The sequence below is a fragment of the Xylophilus sp. genome (assembly GCA_009914555.1).
GTDB lineage: Bacteria > Pseudomonadota > Gammaproteobacteria > Burkholderiales > Burkholderiaceae_C > WNDY01.
In genome coordinates this window covers 1-21,200 of the sequence record WNDY01000066.1, presented here as the reverse complement: position 1 = coordinate 21,200, position 21,200 = coordinate 1, and the positions used below count along the sequence as shown (strand labels likewise).

Annotated in this window: 21 protein-coding genes, 1 tRNA gene and 1 pseudogene; 10 read left to right on the top strand and 13 right to left on the bottom strand. The window is 69.5% G+C overall.

Annotated features, from left to right (window positions below; translation table 11 throughout):
* Window positions 1–252: transposase (locus GAK38_RS20420; protein ID WP_291781585.1), on the bottom strand; the 252-nt coding region annotated here is incomplete at its 3' end.
* A gap of 25 nt (window positions 253–277) precedes the next feature.
* On the opposite strand from GAK38_RS20420, the gene GAK38_RS20415 reads away from it, so the two are divergent.
* The 4 genes and pseudogenes from GAK38_RS20415 to GAK38_RS20395 all read left to right on the top strand — a co-directional run bounded on the left by GAK38_RS20415 (window position 278) and on the right by GAK38_RS20395 (window position 4,161).
* On the top strand, window positions 278–1,057 hold the full coding sequence (locus GAK38_RS20415) for a Bug family tripartite tricarboxylate transporter substrate binding protein (protein WP_325346781.1): 780 nt from the start codon (window positions 278–280) through the stop codon (window positions 1,055–1,057).
* Between the two features lie 54 nt (window positions 1,058–1,111).
* Window positions 1,112–2,704 carry a bifunctional 3-(3-hydroxy-phenyl)propionate/3-hydroxycinnamic acid hydroxylase MhpA gene (gene mhpA, locus GAK38_RS20410; protein ID WP_325346780.1) on the top strand — a complete coding sequence of 531 codons (1,593 nt, stop codon included), beginning with the start codon at window positions 1,112–1,114 and terminating at the stop codon, window positions 2,702–2,704.
* 260 nt (window positions 2,705–2,964) lie between these two features.
* Window positions 2,965–3,734, top strand: a pseudogene (locus tag GAK38_RS24015) (tripartite tricarboxylate transporter substrate-binding protein).
* Window positions 3,703–4,161: a hypothetical protein gene (locus GAK38_RS20395; RefSeq protein WP_325346777.1), complete on the top strand. Its 459-nt coding sequence runs from the start codon at window positions 3,703–3,705 to the stop codon at window positions 4,159–4,161. Before GAK38_RS24015 ends, GAK38_RS20395 begins: the two are co-directional and overlap by 32 nt.
* A gap of 11 nt (window positions 4,162–4,172) precedes the next feature.
* Here the strand turns inward: GAK38_RS20395 and GAK38_RS20390 are convergent.
* The 4 genes from GAK38_RS20390 to GAK38_RS20375 form a co-directional block, all read right to left on the bottom strand.
* Window positions 4,173–4,249 (bottom strand) — tRNA-Arg (locus tag GAK38_RS20390).
* A 78-nt stretch (window positions 4,250–4,327) separates the two neighbouring features.
* A complete protein-coding gene (locus tag GAK38_RS20385; protein WP_325346776.1) occupies window positions 4,328–4,696 on the bottom strand; it encodes a hypothetical protein in 369 nt (122 codons plus the stop codon).
* Window positions 4,693–5,241: an NUDIX hydrolase gene (locus tag GAK38_RS20380; protein ID WP_325346775.1), complete on the bottom strand. Its 549-nt coding sequence runs from the start codon at window positions 5,239–5,241 to the stop codon at window positions 4,693–4,695. The genes GAK38_RS20385 and GAK38_RS20380 overlap by 4 nt, the downstream gene beginning before the upstream one ends.
* A 12-nt stretch (window positions 5,242–5,253) precedes the next feature.
* Complete coding sequence (locus GAK38_RS20375) at window positions 5,254–5,556, bottom strand: antibiotic biosynthesis monooxygenase family protein (RefSeq protein ID WP_325346774.1); 303 nt, start codon at window positions 5,554–5,556, stop codon at window positions 5,254–5,256.
* Window positions 5,557–5,622: 66 nt separating this feature from the next.
* Here GAK38_RS20375 and pgeF point away from each other — a divergent pair, with 66 nt between their 5' ends.
* Window positions 5,623–6,402 (top strand): peptidoglycan editing factor PgeF, encoded by a 780-nt coding sequence (gene pgeF, locus GAK38_RS20370; protein ID WP_325346773.1) that lies wholly within the window; start codon window positions 5,623–5,625, stop codon window positions 6,400–6,402.
* Window positions 6,403–6,579: 177 nt separating this feature from the next.
* On the opposite strand, the gene GAK38_RS20365 is transcribed toward pgeF, so the two are convergent.
* Window positions 6,580–6,825, bottom strand: coding sequence for a hypothetical protein (locus GAK38_RS20365; protein ID WP_325346772.1), 246 nt, complete (start codon window positions 6,823–6,825; stop codon window positions 6,580–6,582).
* 124 nt (window positions 6,826–6,949) lie between these two features.
* Here GAK38_RS20365 and phaC point away from each other — a divergent pair, with 124 nt between their 5' ends.
* The 3 genes from phaC (at window position 6,950) to phbB (ending at window position 10,772) form a co-directional block, all read left to right on the top strand.
* Window positions 6,950–8,677 (top strand): class I poly(R)-hydroxyalkanoic acid synthase, encoded by a 1,728-nt coding sequence (phaC, locus tag GAK38_RS20360; RefSeq protein ID WP_325346771.1) that lies wholly within the window; start codon window positions 6,950–6,952, stop codon window positions 8,675–8,677.
* Window positions 8,678–8,732: 55 nt separating this feature from the next.
* Entirely contained in the window at window positions 8,733–9,911 is a 1,179-nt protein-coding gene (locus GAK38_RS20355) for an acetyl-CoA C-acetyltransferase (protein ID WP_325346770.1), read from the top strand.
* A gap of 123 nt (window positions 9,912–10,034) precedes the next feature.
* Window positions 10,035–10,772, top strand: coding sequence for an acetoacetyl-CoA reductase (gene phbB, locus GAK38_RS20350; protein ID WP_325346769.1), 738 nt, complete (start codon window positions 10,035–10,037; stop codon window positions 10,770–10,772).
* 69 nt (window positions 10,773–10,841) lie between these two features.
* On the opposite strand, the gene GAK38_RS20345 is transcribed toward phbB, so the two are convergent.
* Window positions 10,842–11,387 (bottom strand): glutathione peroxidase, encoded by a 546-nt coding sequence (locus GAK38_RS20345; RefSeq protein ID WP_325346768.1) that lies wholly within the window; start codon window positions 11,385–11,387, stop codon window positions 10,842–10,844.
* Between the two features lie 173 nt (window positions 11,388–11,560).
* On the opposite strand from GAK38_RS20345, the gene ybaL reads away from it, so the two are divergent.
* Complete coding sequence (gene ybaL / locus GAK38_RS20340; RefSeq protein ID WP_325346767.1) at window positions 11,561–13,255, top strand: YbaL family putative K(+) efflux transporter; 1,695 nt, start codon at window positions 11,561–11,563, stop codon at window positions 13,253–13,255.
* Window positions 13,256–13,328: 73 nt separating this feature from the next.
* On the opposite strand, the gene GAK38_RS20335 is transcribed toward ybaL, so the two are convergent.
* The 4 genes from GAK38_RS20335 to GAK38_RS20320 all read right to left on the bottom strand — a co-directional run bounded on the left by GAK38_RS20335 (window position 13,329) and on the right by GAK38_RS20320 (window position 18,276).
* On the bottom strand, window positions 13,329–14,063 hold the full coding sequence (locus GAK38_RS20335) for a response regulator (protein ID WP_325346766.1): 735 nt from the start codon (window positions 14,061–14,063) through the stop codon (window positions 13,329–13,331).
* The gene (locus GAK38_RS20330) at window positions 14,060–15,655 is read right to left on the bottom strand and encodes a HAMP domain-containing protein (protein WP_325346765.1); all 1,596 of its coding nucleotides are present in this window, start codon (window positions 15,653–15,655) and stop codon (window positions 14,060–14,062) included. The genes GAK38_RS20335 and GAK38_RS20330 overlap by 4 nt, the downstream gene beginning before the upstream one ends.
* A gap of 257 nt (window positions 15,656–15,912) precedes the next feature.
* Window positions 15,913–16,323 carry an RNA-binding protein gene (locus GAK38_RS20325; RefSeq protein WP_325346764.1) on the bottom strand — a complete coding sequence of 137 codons (411 nt, stop codon included), beginning with the start codon at window positions 16,321–16,323 and terminating at the stop codon, window positions 15,913–15,915.
* Window positions 16,324–16,416: 93 nt separating this feature from the next.
* Complete coding sequence (locus GAK38_RS20320) at window positions 16,417–18,276, bottom strand: M14 family metallopeptidase (RefSeq protein ID WP_325346763.1); 1,860 nt, start codon at window positions 18,274–18,276, stop codon at window positions 16,417–16,419.
* A gap of 242 nt (window positions 18,277–18,518) precedes the next feature.
* Between GAK38_RS20320 and GAK38_RS20315 the strand changes: the two genes are divergently transcribed.
* Complete coding sequence (locus GAK38_RS20315; protein WP_325346762.1) at window positions 18,519–18,719, top strand: hypothetical protein; 201 nt, start codon at window positions 18,519–18,521, stop codon at window positions 18,717–18,719.
* Between the two features lie 9 nt (window positions 18,720–18,728).
* On the opposite strand, the gene GAK38_RS20310 is transcribed toward GAK38_RS20315, so the two are convergent.
* Together GAK38_RS20310 and GAK38_RS20305 are read right to left on the bottom strand one after the other, a co-directional pair.
* Window positions 18,729–19,862, bottom strand: coding sequence for an ABC transporter substrate-binding protein (locus GAK38_RS20310; RefSeq protein WP_325346761.1), 1,134 nt, complete (start codon window positions 19,860–19,862; stop codon window positions 18,729–18,731).
* Between the two features lie 343 nt (window positions 19,863–20,205).
* Window positions 20,206–20,988, bottom strand: a complete 783-nt coding sequence (locus tag GAK38_RS20305; RefSeq protein ID WP_325346760.1) for a hypothetical protein — start codon at window positions 20,986–20,988, stop codon at window positions 20,206–20,208.
* Between the last annotated feature and the right edge of the window lie 212 nt (window positions 20,989–21,200).

Here is a 21,200-nt window from a genome sequence, read left to right as displayed (position 1 = left end):
GAAAGCGTTCTCCTCCTCCAGCCGCGCCACTTCACGTTTGAGCCGTGCATGTTCGGCCAACTCCAAGCGTTGTGCCTGATCGTCCTGGTCGTGCCGCCGCGCCTGGGCGCGCCAACTGTACAGCTGGGCAGGCTGCAACCCCAGATCACGAGCCACCGTGGTTACCCCTTCTGTGGCCGCTCGCAACAGTGCCTGCTGCCTGAACTCCAGGCTGAACTCCTGCCCCTTTCTGCCTGCCTTGCTCTTGGTCATCGTCCACCTCCTATTGCGATAGTTAATCGCTTATAGGGGTGTCCGTGAAACGGGGGCAAGATCAATCGTCGCGAACTCCGCCGCCGACGGCTACACCGTCCTGACCGGAGACATCGCCATCCTGACCTTCAATCCGGTGCTCTACCAGAAGGTGCGCTACGACGTCTTCCGCGACTTTGCGCCGGTGGGCCTGATGGCCCGGTTCCCGTTGATCGTCGCCGCGCATCCCGGCAGCGGCATCCGCACCATCCAGCAGTTCGTGGCCGCAGCCAGGAAGCCGGACGCCAAGCTGAACTACGCATCTGCCGGCGTCGGTACGCCACACCACCTGGCAATGGAGCTGATGGTCCATTCCACGGGCATCAAGGTGCCGCACGTTCCCTACCGCGGCGATGCTCCGGCACTGCAGGACGTGGCGGGCGGACAGGTGCCGGTGGCGGTGCTCGCGCCGGTGGCATCGCTGCCTTTCATCCAGGCCGGCAAGCTGCTGCCTCTGGCGGTCACTTCCGACCGGCGCTTGCCGCAACTGCCGGACGTTCCCACTTTCAAGGAACTGGGCTACGCGACTTCGGCGGTGTACGCATGGCAGGGCCTGGTGGTGCCGAAGGCGACGCCGGCCGCGGTGGTGGCATACCTGTCGAATCAGGTTCAGCAAGCGCTCAGGGCACCTGCCGTGCAGCAGAAGCTGTCGGACTTGGCGATGGAGCCGATCCCCAGTGGCCCCGCCGACATGGAGGCGCATATCCGCAGCGAGAAGGCGCTGTGGGAGCCCCTGATCAAGGCGCGCGGCATCCGGGCGGACTGACGTTCCGGGAGCCAGGCCGGGCTCCGGCTCCATGGCGAAGAAAAAGGACGAGACATGACTGCTCGGTTTGATGTACTGATCGTCGGCTATGGCCCCGCGGGGGCGACGGCGGCGAATCTGCTAGGGCAGCGCGGATTCAAGGTGGCGGTCGTCGAAACGGCCCCGGCCATCTACGACAAACCCAGGGCGATCACGGCTGACCAGGAGGCCATGCGCGTCTTCCAGGCATGCGGATTGGCCGACGAGATCGCACGCAATACCTGCCCGCATCCGGGTACGGATTTCCTGGGTGTGGAGGGACAGGTCATCAAACGCTTCTATCCGCAGCCGTCGCAGCCGCTCGCATGGGAGCCTACCTGGATGTTCGTGCAGCCGGAACTGGAAGCCGTGCTGCGCAGAGGAGCGGCGCGGTTCGCGCACGTGCAGGTATTCCTGGAGCACGAATTCCTCGGCTTGCGGCAGACGGCCGACGGCGTCGACGTCCAGGTGCGCAGGCTTGCCGACGGTGCACTGCTGGACTTCGAGGTACGCTACGTTATCGCCTGCGACGGGGCCCGCAGTCCGGTGCGCCGCCAATTGGATGGACAGATCGAGGACTTGGCGTTCGACGAGTGGTGGATCGTCGTGGACGCCTGGCTGAGAGGCCAAGCCAGCCTGCCGCATCGGTGCGTCCAATACTGCCGCCCCTCCCGGCCCGGCACCTACATCGTCGGCCCGGGCGACCTGCGGCGGTGGGAAATCAAGATGCTCCCTGGCGAGTCCCCTTCCGATTTCGCCAGCGAGACCGCGGTCCGGAAAGTGCTGTCGCAGTTCACGGACGTCGGCGTGCTGGAACTGTGCCGCTTGGCCGTCTACCGCTTGCATGCGCTGGTGGCGAGGCAGTGGCGCTTCGGCCGCGTGTTCCTGATGGGCGATGCCGCGCACCAGATGCCGCCTTTTCTGGGACAGGGCCTGTGCGCAGCCATCAGGGACGCAGTCAATCTGGCGTGGAAGCTCGAAGCCGTCGAACGGCATGGCGCCGCGCCGTCCCTGCTCGACAGCTATGCTGATGAGCGCAAGCCCCACGTCAGGACCATCGTGCGCCATGCGAAGTCTTTCGGTCTGATCATCGGGGAGCTCGATGAAGCGGCCGCAAGGGTGCGCGACGAGCGATTGCAACGGGAACTGGCCCACGGAAAGGCAGAGACTGTGCGGCAGAAATTCATCCCCGGCCTGGAAACCGGGCTGATCGACCTGGATGAGAGGCAGGCTCCGGGCCGGGCCGCGGGGGCATTGTTCGTCCAGCCCTGGGTGCAGTTGCCCGGCCAGGACGGGTACCAGCGCCTGGATGACCTGACGGCGCGGAAGTTCCTCCTGATCAGCGATTCGCCGGCTGTTCTGGCGGGATCTGGCGACCGGGAACAGTCATTCTGGCAACGCATCGGTGGCCTGCGCGTGCTGATCGGTGCCGAAGGCCAAGTGGCTGGGGCCGATGTCCTCGTGCTGCGCGAGCGTGACGGAGTCTTCACAGACTGGCTTCGGCAGTCCGGCGCGAGGGCTGTTGTAGTGCGTCCGGACCACTACGTCTACGGGGCCGCGGATACCCCGCAGCAGCTCCGGCGGCTGCTGGACCGGCTCGAACGGGCCTGGTCCGACGTGGGCGCATAGGCGGCAGGCCCGCACATGGCTGCCATTCCAGACCGAACTTCGTTCCCTCTGTAGACAAGGAGACACAACATGGCGTTCATCTCTCGCCGCGGCGTGCTGCTCGCCTGCGCCACGGGCCTGGCCGCGTCCGCAGGACGCGCGCAGTCGGGTTACCCGTCCCTTCCGGTTCAACTGATCCACGGCTTCGGTGCCGGCGGCAATGCCGACGTGGTGGCCCCCGCGTCATCGGCCAGAAGCTCCAGGACAGCCTGGGCCAGCCGGTGGTCGTGGACATCAAGAGCGGCGCCGGCGGCGCGATCGCGACGGCCTATGTGGCCAAGGTGGCGCCCGACGGCTACAACCTTGTCATGCTGACCGGCGCCCACACGGTGTCGGCCGCGCTGAAGAAGAACCTGCCGTACGACGCGGTCAGGGACTTCGCTTTCATCTCGACCGTATCGTCGTTCCCGTTCGTCGTCGCGGTCAGGGCGGACCATCCGGCGCGCAGCCTGGCCGACCTGCTGGCGATGGCGAAGCGCAAGCCGGTGAGCTTCACCTCGGCGGGTATCAGCACACGGTGGGCGAGCTGCTGAGCGCATCGAGCGGCGTACCGCTGCTGCACGTGCCCTACCGCGGCGGCGGCGCGCCGATCCAGGCCGTGATCGGTGGCGAGGTGGACCTGCTGAGCGACACGCTGACGGTAGCGATGCCGCACCTCCAGTCCGGGCGCCCGCGCGCGCTGGCGGTGACCAGCGCCGAGGCATGGCCCACGCTGCCGTCGGTGCCGCCCGCCTCCGCCACGCTGTCGGGCTTCGAGGTGCGCTCCTGGCTGGGGCTGGCCGCGCCTGCGGGCGCGCCCGAGGCCATCGTGCAGCGGCTCAACCACGACACCCATGCAGCGCTGGCGCGCAAGGATGTGCAACAGACGCTCGGCCATCTCGGCAGCATGGCCTGGCCCGGCACGCCGGCGGCATTCAAGGACATGGTCGCCAAGGAAGTCGTCCGCTGGAAGGACGTCATTGCCAGGCGCGGCATCCAGGTCGAAGGATGAGGCCGCCCATGCCGATATCCGCGCGGCGCCGGCCTCCTGGCTGCGCCGGCTCGTCCTCGCCGCAGCCTGCTGCGCCGCCGGCTTCGCCGCGAACGCCTTCGCGGCCTATCCCGACAGGGCCGTCCGCATCGTCGTGCCGTTCCCGGCGGGTGGCGCGGTCGACGCGGTGGCGCGGATCGTGGCGAACCATCTCGCCCAGACCTGGAACGTTCCGGTCGTGGTGGACAACAAGGAAGGGCCGGCGGCGCCATCGGCGCGGATGCGATCGCCAAGGTGCCCAAGGCAGGATACGACGCCGGCGGTGCGAGACGCGCTGCAGAAGCTGGGCACCGGCCCGTTCGGCGGCAGCTCCGCGGAGTTCTCCGCCTTCGTGCAGCAGGAACTCGCGCGGTGGCACGTGGTGCGCTCCGGCGCCAAGGCGTATTAGTGGCGGGAGCGTGGCCTGCCCGGCAGGACTCGAACCTGCGACCTACGGCTTAGAAGGCCGTTGCTCTATCCAGTTGAGCTACGGGCAGAGGTCGTCGCACCGTGGCCGGCGCACCCGCCGTTGCAGCGGGGCTGCGATCATACCGTGGCGCTGCGCTGCGGCGGGCTCACTGGTGCTGCAGCCGCTGCGCCAGCCGGGCCTCGAGCACGGCACGCTGCTGCTCGAAGGCATCCGGCGCGATCTCGCCGGCGTCGCGCTTGCGCGCCAGCGACAGCAGGTTGACCGTGGCCTCCAGCCGCGCGTCCTGCTCCAGCGACGGGGGCAGGACGGTCAGGCGGTCGAAGGACTGCTGGTAGTAGCTGCTCCAGGCCAGCGTGCCCTGCTGCGCCTCGGCCAGCGCGGCCTGCTGCCAGCGGTGGTAGCCGCCCCATTCGCCGCCGGCGGCCGAGGGGTGGGTGGCGCAGCCCGCGGCGAGCAGCGCGGCGGCGAAGGCGGTGGTGCACAGCAGGGGGCGCAGGAGGGTGGTGGTCGTCATCGGATGTCGAAATGATGGAGGCCGAACTGACCGCGGCGCCGGTCGGCGAAATAGCGCTGCAGCGTCTCGCGCACCGTGTGGAAGGCGATCTCGTCCCAGGGGATGTCGTCCTCGGCGAACAGCCGCGCCTCGATGGTCTCGTGGCCGGGGTCGAACGCCTCGCTCAGCAGCCGGGCGCGGTAGAAGAAGTGGACCTGCCCCACGCGCTGCACGTTGATGAGGGTGAACAGATCCTGCATCTCGATGTGCGCGCCGGCTTCCTCGTCGGTCTCGCGGGCCGCGCCCTCGGCCGTGGTCTCGGCCAGTTCCATGAAGCCCGCCGGCAGGGTCCACTTGCCCCAGCGCGGCTCGATGTTGCGCTTGCACAGCAGCACCTTGTCGTTCCACCACGGCACGGTCCCGACCACGTTGAGCGGGTTCTCGTAGTGGATGGTGTGGCACCGCGGGCAGACGGCGCGCTGCCGTGTGTCGCCATCGTCCGGCACGCGGTAGGTCACGGCCGTGCCGCAGTTGCGGCAATGCTTGATGGCGGAGCGAAATTCCATAGACCGGCCGGTTCAAGCAGAAGCGTGCGCCAGTGCGAAATGCTCGACCGACGGCGGCGCGGCAAAGAAGGGGCCGACGATGGCGCGCCATTCGGCGAACAGATCGGAGCCGCGGAAGTCCACCGTATGGTTCTCCAGCGTCTGCCAGCGGATCTGGAGCACAAAGCGCTCCGGCGATTCGATGCCTCGGTGCACGGCGGCGTCGACGAAGCCGGTGGCCCGGCGGATGACGGTGTCGATCCCGCGGCGGACGGCCTCTTCGAAGGCTGCCTGCCGGCCAGGGTGGATGCGGATGTCTGCGAGTTCGAGAATCATGCGGCACACGGTCGGTAGGGAAGCGCCGAGTCTACCGCCGCGGCCGGCGGCCGGTATCCTCGCCGCATGAAGCCCGCAGACCATGCCCATTCCGACTGGATCGTGCCCGACTGGCCAGCCCCGCGCCAGGTCGGCGCGCTGTGCACCACGCGCGCCGGCGGCGCCAGCGCCGCACCCTACGGCAGCCTCAACCTGGGCAGCCACGTCGGTGACGCGGCCGGGGCGGTCCAGGCCAACCGCGAGCGGCTGGGCCGCTCGCTCGGCGGACGGGCGGTGTTTCTGGACCAGGTGCACGGCGCCGACGTCGTGCAGATCGGTCCGGAGTCCCTCGACGGCATCCAGGCGGATGCCGCGGTGGCGCGCGCGCCCGGCCTGGCTTGCACGGTGCTCGTGGCCGACTGCCTGCCGGTGCTGTTCGCGCGGCGCGACGGCTCGGCCGTCGGCGCCGCGCATGCCGGCTGGCGCGGGCTGGCGGGCGGGGTGCTGGAGGCGACGGTGCAGTCGCTGGCGCCGGACGGCGGCGCCGGCTTGCTGGCTTGGCTCGGCCCCTGCATCGGGCCGGCGGCCTTCGAGGTCGGCGACGACGTGCGTGATGCCTTCATCGCAGGGGATCCGGTGGCGCGGACCGCTTTCACCGCGCTGCCGCAAGCCGGCAAATGGCTGTGCGACCTGCCGCGGCTGGCGCGGTTGCGGCTGGCGCGTGCGGGCCTGCGATCCCTGCATGGAAACGACGGCAGCGCCGGCTGGTGCACCGTGGGCAATGCCCAGCGGTTCCATTCCTTTCGACGCGACCAGCGCGCGCTGGGCGGCAGCGGCCGACTCGCAGCCTGCGTGTGGCTGAGATGAGGCGGCATCCCCCCGAGCGGCTTTGCCGCTCCCCTTCTCTTTCCGCGCTTCGCGCTGCGGGGAGGGGGACGACGCCAGCGCGGTGGGGCGGCCCTTGCGCGGCGTCCGCCGGCATCGGGCTGTGCCGGTTTCATGGGCTGCGCGCGGCGCGCGAGCGCCGTGGTACCTGGAATGGGGTCAGTTGTCGGACCGGCCGGCCGGGGAGGCGGCGCGGCAGGCCGCTTGCCGGGCTTCGCGCTCGCGGCGCAGCGCAGCCTTGCGGCGCGCCGGTGCGCCGAGCAGGTAGAGCACGATGGACAGCGGCAGCACGCCGTAGAGCAGAAAGGTGAACACGGCGCCCAGGACCGTGCCGTTGCTGCTCGCCGCTTCGGCGATGGCGGCCATCAGGGCGACATAGATCCAGGCGATGGTGACGAGGTACATCAAACAGACTGCACGAAATGAGGGTTACCGACAGGGCCGGGAACGGGCAGAATCAGGGTTAACCCTGGCTGGCATTCCCAGCCCGGTCCCCACCATCGGTACAACATCCAGGAGACACGAGACCATGCATTCTGACCTTTCGGCTGCTGCAGCCGGTCCGCAGCAGTTCACCCAGGCTTTCACCGACGGATGGCAGGGCCTTCTGCAGTCCCTGCCGGGTGGGGCCGAAGCCACGGCGGCATCCCTGCTGCGGCTTGCGCCGGAAAAGCTCCAGGCCGTGCAGCAGCAATACCTGCAGGAGGCGACGGCGCTGTGGCAGCAGGGTTTGGCGGGCGGCATCACGCTGGCCGACCGGCGCTTTGGCAGCGGCGCCTGGGGCGGCAACCGGGGGGCGCAGCTGACGGCGGCGTTCTCCCTGCTCAACGCGCGCACGCTGGCGGCGCTGGCCGAGGCGGTGGAGGGCGACGAGAAGACCCGCGCGCGGATCCGCTTCGCCGTCGAGCAGTGGAGCGCGGCAGCATCGCCGTCGAACTTCCTGGCCTCTAACCCCGAAGCGCTGCAGCGCGCCATGGCCACCGGCGGCGAGAGCATCGCCCGCGGCGTGCAGAACCTGCTGCACGACCTGCGCCAGGGCCACATGAGCCAGACCGACGAGAGCCTGTTCGAGGTGGGCCGCAACGTTGCGACCACCGAGGGCGCCGTGGTGTTCGAGAACGAGCTGTTCCAGCTGCTTGAATACAAGCCGCTCACCGCCAAGGTCCACGAGCGGCCGCTGCTGCTGGTGCCGCCGTGCATCAACAAGTTCTACATCCTCGACCTGCGGCCGGAGAACTCGCTGATCCGCTATGCGGTGGAGCAGGGCCATCGCACCTTCGTCGTGAGCTGGCGCAACCCCGACGAGTCGCTGGCCCACAAGACCTGGGACGACTACGTGGACGGCGCGGTCATCCGTGCGATCGAGGCCGTGCGCGAGATCGCTGGCGCCGACCGCATCAACACGCTGGGCTTCTGCGTCGGCGGCACGCTGCTCGGCACGGCGCTGGCGGTGCTGGCCGCGCGATTGAAGGAGGCCGGCCAGCCCGCGTCGGCGCTGCCCGTGGCCTCGGCCACGCTGCTGACGACCTTCCTCGACTTCAGCGAGACCGGCGTACTCGACGTGTTCATCGACGAGGCGTTCGTCCGCTACCGCGAACTCCAGTTCGGCGGCGGCGGGCTGCTCAAAGGGCAGGAACTGGCCTCGACCTTCAGCTTCCTGCGGCCCAACGAGCTGGTCTGGAACTACGTGGTCGGCAACTACCTCAAGGGCGAGACGCCGCCGGCCTTCGACCTGCTCTACTGGAATGGCGACTCCACCAACCTGCCCGGGCCGTTCTATGCCTGGTACCTGCGCAACACCTATTTCGAGAACCGGCTGGTGAAGCCCGGCGAGGCCGAGGTCTGCGGGCAGAAGGTGGACCTGCGGCTGCTCAAGCTGCCGGCCTACATCTATGGCTCGCGCGAGGACCACATCGTGCCGGTGGGCCAGTGCGGTGGCGGAGCCTACGCTGCCACCCGCTACCTGCCGGGCAAGCGGCGCTTCGTGATGGGTGCTTCGGGCCACATCGCCGGCGTGATCAACCCGCCGGCGGCCAACAAGCGCAGCTACTGGGTGCGCGACGACGACGCGCTGCCGCCGTCGCTGGACGCATGGCTGGCCGGGGCGCAGGAGCACCGGGGCAGCTGGTGGCCGGACTGGGCCGCTTGGCTGAAGCCCCACGCCGGGCGGCAGATTGCCGCGCCCAAGGCCTATGGTGGCGGACAATACCAGCCGATCGAGCCGGCCCCCGGCCGCTATGTGCGGCAGAAGGCCTGAACCCCCGTCACCACATCCCGCATTCCACCCTCGAACGACTGACCGGAGAACCAGCATGGAAGACATCGTCATCGCCGCCGCCGCCCGTACCGCCGTCGGCAAGTTCGGCGGATCGCTCGCGAAGATCCCCGCGCCCGAACTGGGCGCTGCCGTCGTGCGCGGCCTGCTCGCGCGCACCGGCCTCGGTGCCGATCAGATCGGCGAAGTGATACTCGGGCAGGTATTGGCCGCGGGCGCAGGCCAGAACCCCGCTCGCCAGACGCTGCTCAAGGCTGGCATCGACAAGCAGACCCCGGGCCTCACGATCAACGCCGTCTGCGGCTCCGGCCTCAAGGCCGTGATGCTCGCGGCCCAGGCCGTGGCCACAGGCGACAGCGACATCGTCATCGCCGGCGGCCAGGAGAACATGAGCGCCGCCCCGCACCTTCTGCCCAATTCGCGCGACGGCCAGCGCATGGGCGACTGGAAGCTCGTGGACAGCATGATCGTCGACGGCCTCTGGGACGTCTACAACCAGTACCACATGGGCATCACCGCCGAGAACGTGGTCAAGAAGTACGGCATCACCCGCGAGCAGCAGGATGCGCTCGCGCTGGCCTCGCAGCAGAAGGCCGCCGCCGCACAGGATGCCGGGCGGTTCAAGGACGAGATCGTGCCGGTGCAGGTGCCGCAGCGCAAGGGCGATCCGCTCGTCTTCGACACCGACGAGTTCATCAACCGCAAGACCAGTGCCGAGGCCCTGGCCGGCCTGCGCCCCGCCTTCGACAAGGCTGGCGGCGTGACGGCGGGCAATGCCTCGGGCATCAACGACGGCGCTGCCGCCGTGGTCGTGACCACGGCCGGCCGCGCCGAGGCTCTGGGTCTCAAACCGCTGGGCCGCATCGCCAGCTATGCCACCAGCGGGCTCGACCCAGCCTATATGGGCATGGGCCCGGTGCCGGCCTCCACCAAGGCGCTGCGCCGTGCCGGCTGGACGTCGGCCGACCTCGACCTGCTCGAAATCAACGAGGCCTTCGCGGCCCAGGCCTGCGCCGTCAACCAGGAAATGGGCTGGGACGTCTCCAAGGTCAACGTGAACGGTGGCGCCATCGCCATCGGACATCCGATCGGGGCGTCCGGCGCCCGCATCCTGGTCACGCTGCTGCACGAAATGCAGCGCCGCGACGCGAAGAAAGGCATCGCCTCGCTGTGCATCGGAGGCGGCATGGGAGTTGCCCTAACCATCGAGCGCTGAAAGCACGGCGACAATGTCGCACAGGGGGTGCCGCATGCGCAACATTTGGTTGCGGGCGGCGTCAATACACCATTTGAAGCTACGATTTTGGTAGCAGAACAACCATCGGAGAGGATGTCAGACATGGCACAGAAAATTGCATATGTCACCGGCGGCATGGGCGGTATCGGTACCGCCATCTGCCAGCGGCTGCACCGTGCAGGCTTCAAGGTGATCGCGGGCTGCGGTCCTACGCGCGACTACGGCAAGTGGCTGGCCGAGCAAAAAGACAAGGGCTTCGAGTTCCATGCCTCCGTGGGCAATGTCGGCAACTGGGACTCGACCGTCGAGGCCTTCACCAAGGCCAAGGCCGAGCACGGCAGCATCGACGTGCTGGTCAACAATGCCGGCATCACGCGCGATCGCATGTTCCTCAAGATGAGCCGCGAGGACTGGGATGCGGTGATCGAGACCAACCTCAACTCCATGTTCAACGTGACCAAGCAGGTCGTGGGCGACATGGTGGAGAAGGGCTGGGGCCGCATCATCAACATCTCGTCGGTCAACGGCGAGAAGGGCCAAGCCGGCCAGACCAACTACTCGGCCGCCAAGGCCGGCATGCATGGCTTCACGATGGCGCTGGCGCAGGAACTGGCGAGCAAGGGCGTGACGGTCAACACCGTGAGCCCGGGCTACATCGGCACCGACATGGTCCGTTCGATCCGCCAGGATGTGCTCGACAAGATCGTCGGCACCATCCCGATCAAGCGCCTGGGCGAGCCCAGCGAGATCGCCTCGATCATCGCCTGGCTGGCCTCGGAGGAGGGCGGCTATTCCACCGGCGCCGATTTCTCGGTCAACGGCGGCCTGCACATGGGCTGACGGTCCGGCCTGCCGGGACGGATGCGAAGAAGGCTCCGCCGGGATCGTCCGGCGGAGCCTTCTTCGCTTTCAGGCGGCCTTGGCCAGCTCGGCATCGATGGCTTCGAGCAGGCGCGGATCGTCGGCGGTGACGTCGGGGGCGAAGCGCCCGGCGACCTCGCCATTGCGGCCGATCAGGAACTTCTCGAAGTTCCAGAGCACCTCGCCTGCGGCCGGTTCGGCGCCGCGGCTGCGCAGTCGCTCGCGGAAGGGGCCGTCGCCCGTGGTCTGCGGATGCGCGCGGGTGAGTTCGGCGTACAACGGATGCTGGTCGCCGCCGGTCACCGAGATCTTGGAGAACAGCGGGAAGCGCACGCCGTAGTTCAGCGTGCAGAACTGCTGGATCTCCTCGTTCGTGCCGGGCTCCTGCCCCTTGAAGTTGTTGGCCGGAAAGCCGAGCACTTCGAGGCCCTGGTCGCGGCGGACCTCGTAGAGCTTCTCGAGTCCTTCGTACTGCGGCGTCAGGCCGCACTTGGACGCGACGTTGACGACCAGCAGCACCTTGCCGCGGTAGTCGCCGAGCGTGGCCGGTGCGCCGTCGATGCGCTGGAGGGGAATGTCCTGGAGGGTGGTCATCGGATGCCTCTTCGATGGTGTCGATGGAAATCGGGCCGCAGCCGCAGCCGCAGATCGCCGCGCCGCAGCGGGGCGCCAACGGTTATAAACGAAAGCACCCGTCCATCTGTGCGCTCCTTTTTTTGCCCGGACTGCGCGCGAGGCCGATGCCAGCCCCTTCGGAGACCCGCACCGTGCCCCACAGCATTTCCCTCATCAACACGCTCGCCGCCGGCCTAGGGCTGGCGCTCATCCTCGGCATCCTGGCGGCCAAGGCGCGGCTGCCGGCGCTGGTGGGCTACCTCGTTGCAGGGGTGATGATCGGCCCGTTCACGCCGGGCTTCGTGGCCGATGCGGAGATCGCCAGCCAGCTGGCCGAGATCGGGGTGATGCTGCTGATGTTCGGCGTGGGCCTGCATTTTTCGCTGGAGGATCTGCTGGCCGTGCGGCGCATCGCGCTGCCGGGGGCGATCGTGCAGATCGCTGTGGCCACGCTGCTCGGCATGGGCGTGGCGCTGGGATGGGGCTGGAGCGTCGCGGGCGCGCTGGTCTGCGGCTTGGCGCTGTCCTGCGCCAGCACGGTGGTGCTGCTGCGCGCGCTGGAAACCCTGGGTATCCTCGACTCGTTCACCGGCCGCGTGGCTGTCGGCTGGCTGGTGGTGGAGGACCTGGCCATGGTGCTGGTGCTCGTGCTGCTGCCGCCGGTGGCCGGCTGGCTGGAAGGCGGCGCCGCGCAGGCCGTCCCGCCGGGCGCGCCGCTGTGGCAGGCGCTGGGGCTCACGCTGCTGCAGGTCGGCGGCTTCGTGCTGCTGATGCTGGTGGTGGGACGGCGCGTGTTCCCGTGGATCCTGTGGCAGGTCACGCGCACCGGCTCGCGCGAGCTGTTCACGCTCTGCGTGGTGGCCGCGGCCGTGGGCATTGCCTTCGGCTCGGCGGCGCTGTTCGGCGTGTCGTTCGCGCTCGGCGCGTTCTTCGCCGGCATGGTGATGCGGGAGTCGGAGTTCAGCCACCGCGCGGCGGAGGAGTCGCTGCCGCTGCGCGATGCCTTCGCGGTGCTGTTCTTCGTGTCGGTGGGCATGCTGTTCGACCCGTGGGTCGTGGTGCAGCGGCCGCTGCAGGTGCTGGCGGTGCTCGCGATCATCATGGTCGGCAAGTCGGCCGCAGCCACGGCGCTGGTGCTGGCCTTCCGCTACCCGCTGCGCACCGCGCTGAAGGTGGCCGCGAGCCTGGCGCAGATCGGAGAGTTCTCGTTCATCCTGATCGGCCTGGGCGGAAACCTGGGCCTGCTGCCGCGTGAAGGGCAGAGCCTGGTGCTGGCCGGCGCGCTGATCTCGATTGCGCTCAACCCGTTGCTGTTCCGCATGACCGCGCCGGTGCAGCAGTGGCTGCGCGAGAAGTCGGAGTTCGCCCGGCGGCTGGAGATGCGAGACGACCCGCTGGCCGAACTGCCGCTATCCACGCATGAAAAATTCCTCGCGCGCCAGGTGGTGCTGGTGGGCTATGGCCGCGTGGGCCGCCGCATCGCCGAGGCGCTGGCCGTGCAGGACGTGCCCTACGTCGTGGCCGAGCAGAACCGCGACATCGTCGAGCGGCTGCGCGGACAGGGCATCCCGGCCGTCTCGGGCGATGCGGCCGACCCGGCGGTGCTGATCCAGGCGCACATCGCGCGGGCGCGGCTGCTGGTGATCGCCACGCCCGACACGCTCAACGTGCGGCAGATGATCGCCACCGCCCGCACGCTCAACCCCGAGATCGAGACGGTGGTGCGCACCCACAGCGAGGAGGAGGCGCGGCGGCTGGAGCAGGAGGACGCGGGCAAGGTGTTCCTGGGCGAGGAGGAGCTCGCGCAGTCGATGGCCCGGCATGTGGTGGCGCGGGCCACGGCATAGCGCCGGGGGTATGTGGCTGCAGCGATTGAAATGAGGTCGCCTGGAAATGATTCCCCCAGGGGTATGATGGCCGTCAACCTTCCGGCTCTTCCAGCGCGAATCCCACGCCATAGACCGCGCGCAGCCATTCGTGCCCGCGCGCATAGGGCGCGAGCTTGCGGCGAAGGTTCTTGACGTGGCTGTCGATGGCGCGCTCGGTGACTTCCAGGTCGTCCGGATAGGCCAGTTCCAGCAGCTGGCGGCGCGAGAACACGCGGCCGCGCTGGCGGTCGAGCACCTGCAGCAGCGCGAACTCGCGCGGCGTGAGCGCGAGCGAGGCGCCGTGCAGGCTGGCGCGCCACTGCGCGGCGTCGAGCACCAAGCCCTCGTGCGGCGCGGCGTTGGGATGCACCGCGTGGCGGCGCAGCACCGCCCGCACCCGGGCCACCACCTCGCGCGGCGAGAAGGGCTTGCAGACGTAGTCGTCGGCGCCGAGTTCCAGGCCCAGCAGGCGGTCGATCTCCTCCACGCGGGCGGTCAGCATGATGACCGGCGTGTCGCCGCGGCTGCGCACCTTGCGCAGCACTTCCAGGCCGCTGCAGCCGGGCAGCATCACGTCGAGCAGCACCAGCGCGGGCGGCAACTGCACTACGGCGTCGCAGGCCAGCAGGCCGTCGGCCACGTGCTCGGGCGCGAAGCCGGCGTGGCGCAGGTAGTCGACCAGCACCGAGGCGATGTCGGGCTCGTCCTCGACGACGAGGATGCGCTGGGCATCCGCCGGCGCCGTGGCGGCTTCGGCGGTGCCTGGGCGGTGGGGAGGCTGGTTCATCGGGAGTCTTCTTCCTCGCAAGGCAGTGACAGGGTGATGCGCAGGCCGCCCAGGGGCGACAGCGCGGCGGAGATGGTGCCGCCGTGGGCGTCCATGAGTGCGCGGCAGATGGCCAGGCCCAGGCCCGAGCCGCCGTGCGCGCGGCTGCGCGACGATTCGCCCCGGTAGAGCCGGTCGAACAGGTGCGGCAGATCGGGTGCGGCCGGCGCCGGCGGCGTGTCATCCAGCGTGATGACCAGCGTGGTGCCGCTCTGGAGCGCCCCCGCCGCATGGCCCGGCAGCAGCGCAGCCGAGGCTGCGAGCCGGCCCGGCGCGTGGGTGTAGCGCAGCGTGTTCTCCAGCAGGTTCAGCAGCACCTGGTAGAGCCGGCCGGCATCGCCGCGCATCCGGGCCGGCAGGTTGCGGGCCAGGGCATGCAGCGCCGGCGTGTCGAGGCCGATGCCGGCCTGGGCGAAGCGCTCGGCCATGGCGTCGCCGGCATCGGCCAGTAGTTCGAGCGGCTGCACCAGGCGCTTGTCCATCGCCGGGCCTTCGGGCACGTCCATGCTGGCGCGCAGGTCTTCCACCAGCTGGCCCAGGCGCATGACCTGGCGGTGCAGCCGGGCGGTGGCCTGCGGATCGAGCGGGCGCACGCCGTCCTGCAGCGCCTCGATCTCGGCGCGCATCGCGGCCAGCGGCGTGCGCAGTTCGTGGGCCACGTCGGCCAGCCAGCGGCGCCGCGACGCCTCGATGCTGGCCAGCTGCCCGGCCATGCTGTTGAAGCTGCGCGCCAGTGCGCCCAGTTCGTCGTTGCCCTGCACCGGCACGCGGGTGTCGAGGTGGCCCTGTGCCACCGCCTGGGCCGCGCCGTTGAGCGCGGTGATCGGCGCCAGCCAGCGCCGGCCCAGGGTCCAGGAGATCAGCAGGGCCAGCACCAGCCCGGCCGCGCCCGCGATGGCGATGAACCACGACTGCTGTGCGAGGAAGGCCCGGTCGGCTTCGCCGCGCGCGTCGGGCAGCGGCGCGAGTGCGAGATAGCCCACCGTCACGCCCTTGTGGGTGAGCGGACGGCGGATGGCCTGCGCGTCGAACTCCGCGCCGATCAGCCGCCGGCCCTGCGCGTCCAGCAGGCTCAGGCGAGAAGTCAGGTGTGCCGGCGGTGGCGGCATGCCGGCCAGCCAAGGCATGCGCGGCCCGTCCTCGGGCGAGCCGCCGCGCCGGCCGAAGCCGCCTGGGAACGGCAGGTGCACGGGCGAGGGCTGCAGACCTTCGCCGGGCGACGGCAGGCGCGGCGCCATCGGTGTTGCCATGTCCTGGGGCGGGAAGAGGGGCAGCAGCGGCTTGTTCTCGTCGCCGTGGTGGCCCGGCCACAGCAACCGCCGCCACAGCGGCTCGCTGTTGGCCAGCACCGCCCAGGTGTCGCCGTCGCGGCTGTAGCGCTCCTCCAGCGTGTCGACCAGCCAGTCGAGCCGGTCCAGTTCGATCTCGGCCACGTAGGCGCCCAGGCTGCGCTGCAGGCCCAGGCGCGTCAGCCCGGCGAAGACGACGAGCAGCGCGACCAGCAGGGCGGCGAGCGCCAGGAAAAAACGGCGTTGAAGGGTGAGATGCGGCATCGGACACAGGCGGCCGGGCGGCCACCATGGGCCTGGCACGTTACCAGACGCGCCGCCGTGGGCGGGGGCTGTCGGCAAGGGCGCGCCGCGGCGAGCCACGGTGCGGGGCGCAGGCAGGGCGTGCACGAAGGAAGGAGAGGTCCGTCTTGCGTTCTTTCTCGTATCGGCGAGCGATACGGTAGCAACCGATCTGGGAAGGAAATGGGAGGCCGGATTCTTCCAGGCGCGGACCCGCGCTGCACCTGGGCGGCGGATTGCTAGACCAGATCCTCGATCATCAGCCGCCGGTAGCGCTGCGCGAAGGCCACGTGGTGCCGGCGGGCCACGCGCACCAGCAATTCGCCGTCCTGCGACGCCGGGGCCGGAACCAGCAGGCCCCAGTGGCCATCGCGGGCCCGGTCGAGGATGGCGCGGGCGGTGGCGCCCTCGGTGCCCACCGAGGGCAGCGGGTCATCCGAGCCCTTCTCGCTGCGGCCGATGTAGCGCAGTGCCGCATCGGGCGAGATCAGCTGGATCTGGAGCTCCTCGCTCGCGCCCAGCAGGGGCTGGAGCTCCGCGGCGGCGGCGCGGGCGTCCTCCTCCGAGGGGAACAAGGCCACGGCGTGGCCGGTGGGGTAGAACACGCCGCCGATGGTCTGCATCTCCGGCGTCAGGGCGAATGGCTTCATGGCGGCGTCTCCATCTGTGGTGAGGATGGAGGCGACGCTAAGCCGGCCGGGCGGCGGGCGGTGTAGGACGCCTTCGGCCGGCAGGGTCCGCGCTCAGTCGAGGTCTTCGAGCGCCACGGCCGGCGCGGCGGCGACGCGGGCGACCGAGGCCAGATCGTCGATCAGGTGGTGGGCGTAGTAGCTGTTCTCGCTGTCGGGCTCCAGCGCGGCGAACACCAGGTTGCCCAGCGGCTGGGCCAGCGGCACGTAGTAGCTGCCGGGCGTCACGTCCAGCACGCTGCGCGCCAGTGCGACCTGCGAGCGGACCACGTCGCCGCCGGCCACGGCGCCGCGCACGTCGGCCCGCGTGCCGCTGTCGCGGCCGGTCTCGCGGTAGGTGTCGGCCACCAGCGCGCCGGGCTCGGCCACGCGCTGCACCTGCACGCCGAGCAGCCGCAGCCGCTCCACCGCGGTGGACGAGGTGGACGACAGCCAGTAGCCGCAGGGCCGGGCGCGGGCCTTCACCGTGCGCAGCTGCAGGGCCGAATTCCAGTCCACGCGCTGGGTCCGGTCGGCGCCGGTGGCGGGGTCGAGCAGGGTGAGATCGCGCTCGCCGGGCGTCAGCGCCGCCTCGACCACGGCCTGGTCGCGGCAGGCGAGGGCGCTCACGTCGCGGTCGACGAAGGAGCGTACCTGCAGCAGGTTGTCGGCCCGCTCGGCCGTGGTCTGCAGCAAGCTGGCGATGGAGGTGACCTGCGCGTGCACGCGGCGCTGGATATCCTGGCGGCCGATGCCCACGCCGCGGGTTTCGATGAGGTAGCTCACCGCGTTCTTCAGGCCGTGCACGTTGCGGCCGGTGCCGGGCCCGGCGCTGCCCATCGAGACGGTCCGGTCGGCCGGATCGGCGGACGTTGTGTAGTACCACTCGGTGCTCAGACCCTGGCCGCGCAGCGCATCGAGCAGCGGGCGGCGGTACCACTCTTCCGACGCCTTGGTCAAAAACTCCGGATAGTTCGCCGTCATGGCGTACTGCAACAGCGCATCATGGCGCTGTACCCCCCCGAATTTCTGCACGAAACCACCGGTCACCGTGTATTCGCGGGCATCGACCACCAGCACCGGCTTGAAGTCGCGCACCAGCCGGGCGATGGCCTGGGCTTCGGGTGTGGCCAGCAGCAGGTGGTCGCGGTTGAGGTCGATGCCGTTGGCCGTGGCCCGCACGCCGGCGGCCGCGCCGTCGGGGTTGGCGCGCGGCAGGATCACCACGTTGATGCGGCCGAGCAGCGGCTCCAGCAGGCCCTGCGCCAGCTCGCGGGCCACGACCAGCAGCGCCTCGCTGCCGGCCGGCTCGTCGCCGTGCTGCTGGCCGACCAGCAGCACCGTGGGCTTGTTCGACGCCTGCAGGCTGGCGCTGTCGGTGCCGGCGGCGCGGGTCAGCACCAGGGCTTCGAGCGGCTCGCCCTGCTGCGATGCGCCCACGGGCAGCAGCTGGATGCGGCTGCCGCCGGGCGTGGTGCCGACGGCCAGCCGCTGCAGCCAGCCGTGCACCTCGGCGTTCGTGCTGAAGCTGGTGCGCTGCGGCCGCAGGCCCGGCGTGTCGTACACCACCGACGGCGCTGGAAAGCGCGCGGCGACTTCCGGTCCGTAGGGCAGCTGCGCCTGCGGCGCCAGCGGTGCCGGGCCGGGCAGCGGCGCGACCAGCACCGGCGAGGGCGTGGCGACCGGGGCGGCGGGAGCGACTGCGGCAGACGGCGGCGGAGCGGCGACGACGCGGCCGGACGTGGGCCGCGGCACGGGCGCCAGTGCGCCGGTGCCGCCGGGCCAGGGTGGCAGCGGCGTGCTCGAACAGGCGGCCAGCAGAGCCAGGGGCAGCACCGACAAACCGGCCAGCCGCCAGGGCCGCAGCGCCGGCCGGGCATTTTCTTCGTCGGCAGGCGCGGTGTGCGAATGGGAGGCCCGGGACGCGAAGGTCATCGCATTCTTTCCTTGTCAGCGGTGGCTTGGTGGGCGGGATTATTACCGCTCGGCTCGACGTGCCATGCGGCTGTCGGCAGCGGCTGACACCGCTTGGCGCCGGTCGCTGTCAGGCCGGGCGCAGGGCCGCCCCGATCATGCGGCAGCCGGTTCGGGGAGGACTGCCGCAGAGCGCGCCGCGGCATCCCGAGCGCGTACCGGCAACGAACGAAACACGATCTTCCGACCGCCAGGAGCCCGCCATGAACACCGCGACCTTTCCGTTGAGCAGCAGCCCCGAAGCCGCTCAGCCGCAGCAGCCGGCCTTTGCCAGCGTCGTGCCGGCCGTTTCGCTGCATGGGTTGCGCCGCTGGCTGCGCTGGACGGCGGTGTCGGTCTCGATCGTCGCGCTGGCCGGCGCGGGCGGCTTCGCCGTCGGACTGGTGAGCGCTCTGGTGCGGTGACGAAGGATCTTACTGCCGCAGCCGGCCGGTGCCGGTGACGATAGACAGCTCCACGTAGCGCGAGCCGGCCCGGTTGTTGGGCCGGTAGCCGATCTGGTAGCCACCCAGGTCGTAGCTGTCCATGGCTTCGAGCGCCGCTGCCACGCCTTCGCGCGTGGCGCCGCGCGCACCGGCCCGACGCACGGCCTCGAACACCACGCGGCCGGCGATGTAGCCTTCCATCAGCGCGAAGCTCAGGGGCACGTCCGGCGGCGTCGCCGCGGCGGCTTCGCTGAACTCCCGGGCTAGGCGCCCGGTGATCTTGTAGGGGCTCGGCGTCACCTGGGCGATGGCCACTCCGCGCAGATGTTCGTCGCCCAAGCGCTTGACGAGTTGCTCCACATCCACGCCCGAGGTGGCGAACAGCTGGGCCGCCCCGTTGAGGCCGCGGTACTGTTCGATGAATGCGGCGGCCGCCGAGCCGCTGGCCGCGAGGATGATGGCCTGCGGGGTCGCGGTGCTCAGCACCTCCACCGCCGGCATCACCTTGGCGGTGCCCTGCGGATAGCTGGCCTGCGCGACGATGGTGATGTGGGTGCGCCGGCCCGCTTCCTCGGCCGCAGCCCGCAGCTCGGCCGCGGCGGGGCTTTCCTCATAGAGCAGGCCGACCCGGCTGATGCCGACCGTGGCCAAGTGGTCGGCGATCTTGCCGATCTCCTCGCGCAGGCCGGCGCGCACGTTGAAGAGCAGTGGCGCCTCGGCGCGGATCTCGGTCGTGCGGTAGCCGACCAGCGCGATGTGCTCCTTCTCCAGCAGTCCGGAGCCCAGCACGGAGTCCAGGCCCTGGTTGCCGAGGTAGCCCGCCAGCACGACGGGGCGGCTCTCGGACAGCAGCGCCCGGGTGGCCGGGAGCGTCTCGTCGGGCCGCCCTGCATCGTCCTTGCGGACCAGGGCGAAAGTGTTGCCGTTGATGCCGCCGGCCTTGTTGACCTGGTTGACGGCGATCTGCAGGCCGGCGGCGTAGGACCGCCCCATGCTGGCTTCCAATCCCGACAGGGGAGCCACTTGGGCGATGACCAGAGTAGCAGCGTGGGCGGTGCCGGCCAGCATCGCGGCCGCAGTGGCCGCGGTGAGCAAGCGGCTCAGTGAACGAAAAGGCGTCACGGGTTCCTCCGGGCGCCTCGTCGGGCGCGGCATACACGGCGAAGACGTGGCGCGTTGCAGCCCATCAGCGTCAGATGGGATACGGCGAAGCTCCATCCTCATCGCTCACGTCCGCCGGATAGGGCGTGCGGGGCATCGCGCGACTCTACCTGGCAGCATTTTCAGCGTGCGAAAGTTTACACGCTCCAAAGGCAGCTTGACGCTACATTGCGAATAGGACGGCGACGGTACTGCAAAGGCAGCGCAGTACCCCCTTGCCGTGCAGGTCAACGGGAGTGGGCTCACGCTCCCATCTGGTCAAAGAAGGGCGCGGAACAGTCAGCATGTCCCGCGCTCCGCGTCGCTAGATGCCCTTCGCCTTCGCATCGGTCAGAATCTTGGTAATCCACGTCATCGCTTCGGGTACGTCATAGCCCTCGCCGTGAGGCTGCCCCCAAGCCAAGCGATAGTTCAGATCCTTGACAGCCGAATCCGCCTTCAGTGCCCGCGCCAAGTTGAGCGACACGAGCGGGGCTGTGTCGCGGTCGCGGGTGCCGTGGCGAATGTACCAGTAAGGCGCGCGCGTTCCAGTGCTGGTGCCGATAAAATGCATCGGATTAATGAGATTCGCCTGCTTCACCACCAGGGTCGTAGAAAGTGCGCTGTATTGCGCCCAAGTCAGTCCAGTATCGTCAAGGCCACTGCCATCTCCTGCGGTGTCGTTGTTGTCCCAGCTATACTCAGTGAAGTTCGAGTAAGCCTGTGCGGACGTGCCAAACAGCGCAGATTCAGCAGTGCCGCCAGTGATCGTAAGACCGGCTTCGTCAAACGCGGGGGCGGGCTTCAGCGTCGCCTGAGTGGCGAGGAAAACCAAATAACGACTCATGTCGATGGATAGGACCTTCGCTGCGGAATTATCGACCGCGATAAAGTCATTGGTGTAACTCCCCGCTGAGGATCCGTAGTTGCCAGCTGCCCAACTCATCACCTCGCCAAGGTTTGGAATGGAATTGCCGGCAGCCATGTAAGCCTCGGCCGAGGTGACCAGCTCTTGCCTAAGTTCCTCAATCATATTGTCGGATGTGAGGGCGGCGCCGGCCGAGTTCTTTAAGCCAAGCGACGTCACATAGGCATTGAACTTTGCCATCAACGCAGCGCTGCCCGTTGGATTGGGATTCTCACCCGTGAGTGAGCTGGTATCTGTCGCATCCCGGATGATTGCATAAGCGAGAATCGCTATCCACTCTTCATGGCCCGAGCGGTGATGCGAGGATTGATAGAGTCACTGCAATCACCTCCGGAGGTCCAAGCATGCTGATCGCCCTGCACAGGAACGCCCGCACCACGCCCGCCGTGCGT

Coding starts and splice junctions, on each gene's coding strand:
- GAK38_RS20385 (WP_325346776.1), bottom strand. CDS start 4,696: ATGACGACCACCACCCTCCTGCGCCCCCTGCTGTGCACCACCGCCTTC.
- GAK38_RS20315 (WP_325346762.1), top strand. CDS start 18,519: ATGAACACCGCGACCTTTCCGTTGAGCAGCAGCCCCGAAGCCGCTCAG.
- GAK38_RS20380 (WP_325346775.1), bottom strand. CDS start 5,241: ATGGAATTTCGCTCCGCCATCAAGCATTGCCGCAACTGCGGCACGGCC.
- phaC (WP_325346771.1), top strand. CDS start 6,950: ATGCATTCTGACCTTTCGGCTGCTGCAGCCGGTCCGCAGCAGTTCACC.
- GAK38_RS20345 (WP_325346768.1), bottom strand. CDS start 11,387: ATGACCACCCTCCAGGACATTCCCCTCCAGCGCATCGACGGCGCACCG.
- pgeF (WP_325346773.1), top strand. CDS start 5,623: ATGAAGCCCGCAGACCATGCCCATTCCGACTGGATCGTGCCCGACTGG.
- mhpA (WP_325346780.1), top strand. CDS start 1,112: ATGACTGCTCGGTTTGATGTACTGATCGTCGGCTATGGCCCCGCGGGG.
- GAK38_RS20320 (WP_325346763.1), bottom strand. CDS start 18,276: ATGACCTTCGCGTCCCGGGCCTCCCATTCGCACACCGCGCCTGCCGAC.
- GAK38_RS20325 (WP_325346764.1), bottom strand. CDS start 16,323: ATGAAGCCATTCGCCCTGACGCCGGAGATGCAGACCATCGGCGGCGTG.
- GAK38_RS20335 (WP_325346766.1), bottom strand. CDS start 14,063: ATGAACCAGCCTCCCCACCGCCCAGGCACCGCCGAAGCCGCCACGGCG.
- GAK38_RS20365 (WP_325346772.1), bottom strand. CDS start 6,825: ATGTACCTCGTCACCATCGCCTGGATCTATGTCGCCCTGATGGCCGCC.
- GAK38_RS20330 (WP_325346765.1), bottom strand. CDS start 15,655: ATGCCGCATCTCACCCTTCAACGCCGTTTTTTCCTGGCGCTCGCCGCC.
- GAK38_RS20375 (WP_325346774.1), bottom strand. CDS start 5,556: ATGATTCTCGAACTCGCAGACATCCGCATCCACCCTGGCCGGCAGGCA.
- phbB (WP_325346769.1), top strand. CDS start 10,035: ATGGCACAGAAAATTGCATATGTCACCGGCGGCATGGGCGGTATCGGT.
- GAK38_RS20355 (WP_325346770.1), top strand. CDS start 8,733: ATGGAAGACATCGTCATCGCCGCCGCCGCCCGTACCGCCGTCGGCAAG.
- GAK38_RS20305 (WP_325346760.1), bottom strand. CDS start 20,988: ATGGCAAAGTTCAATGCCTATGTGACGTCGCTTGGCTTAAAGAACTCG.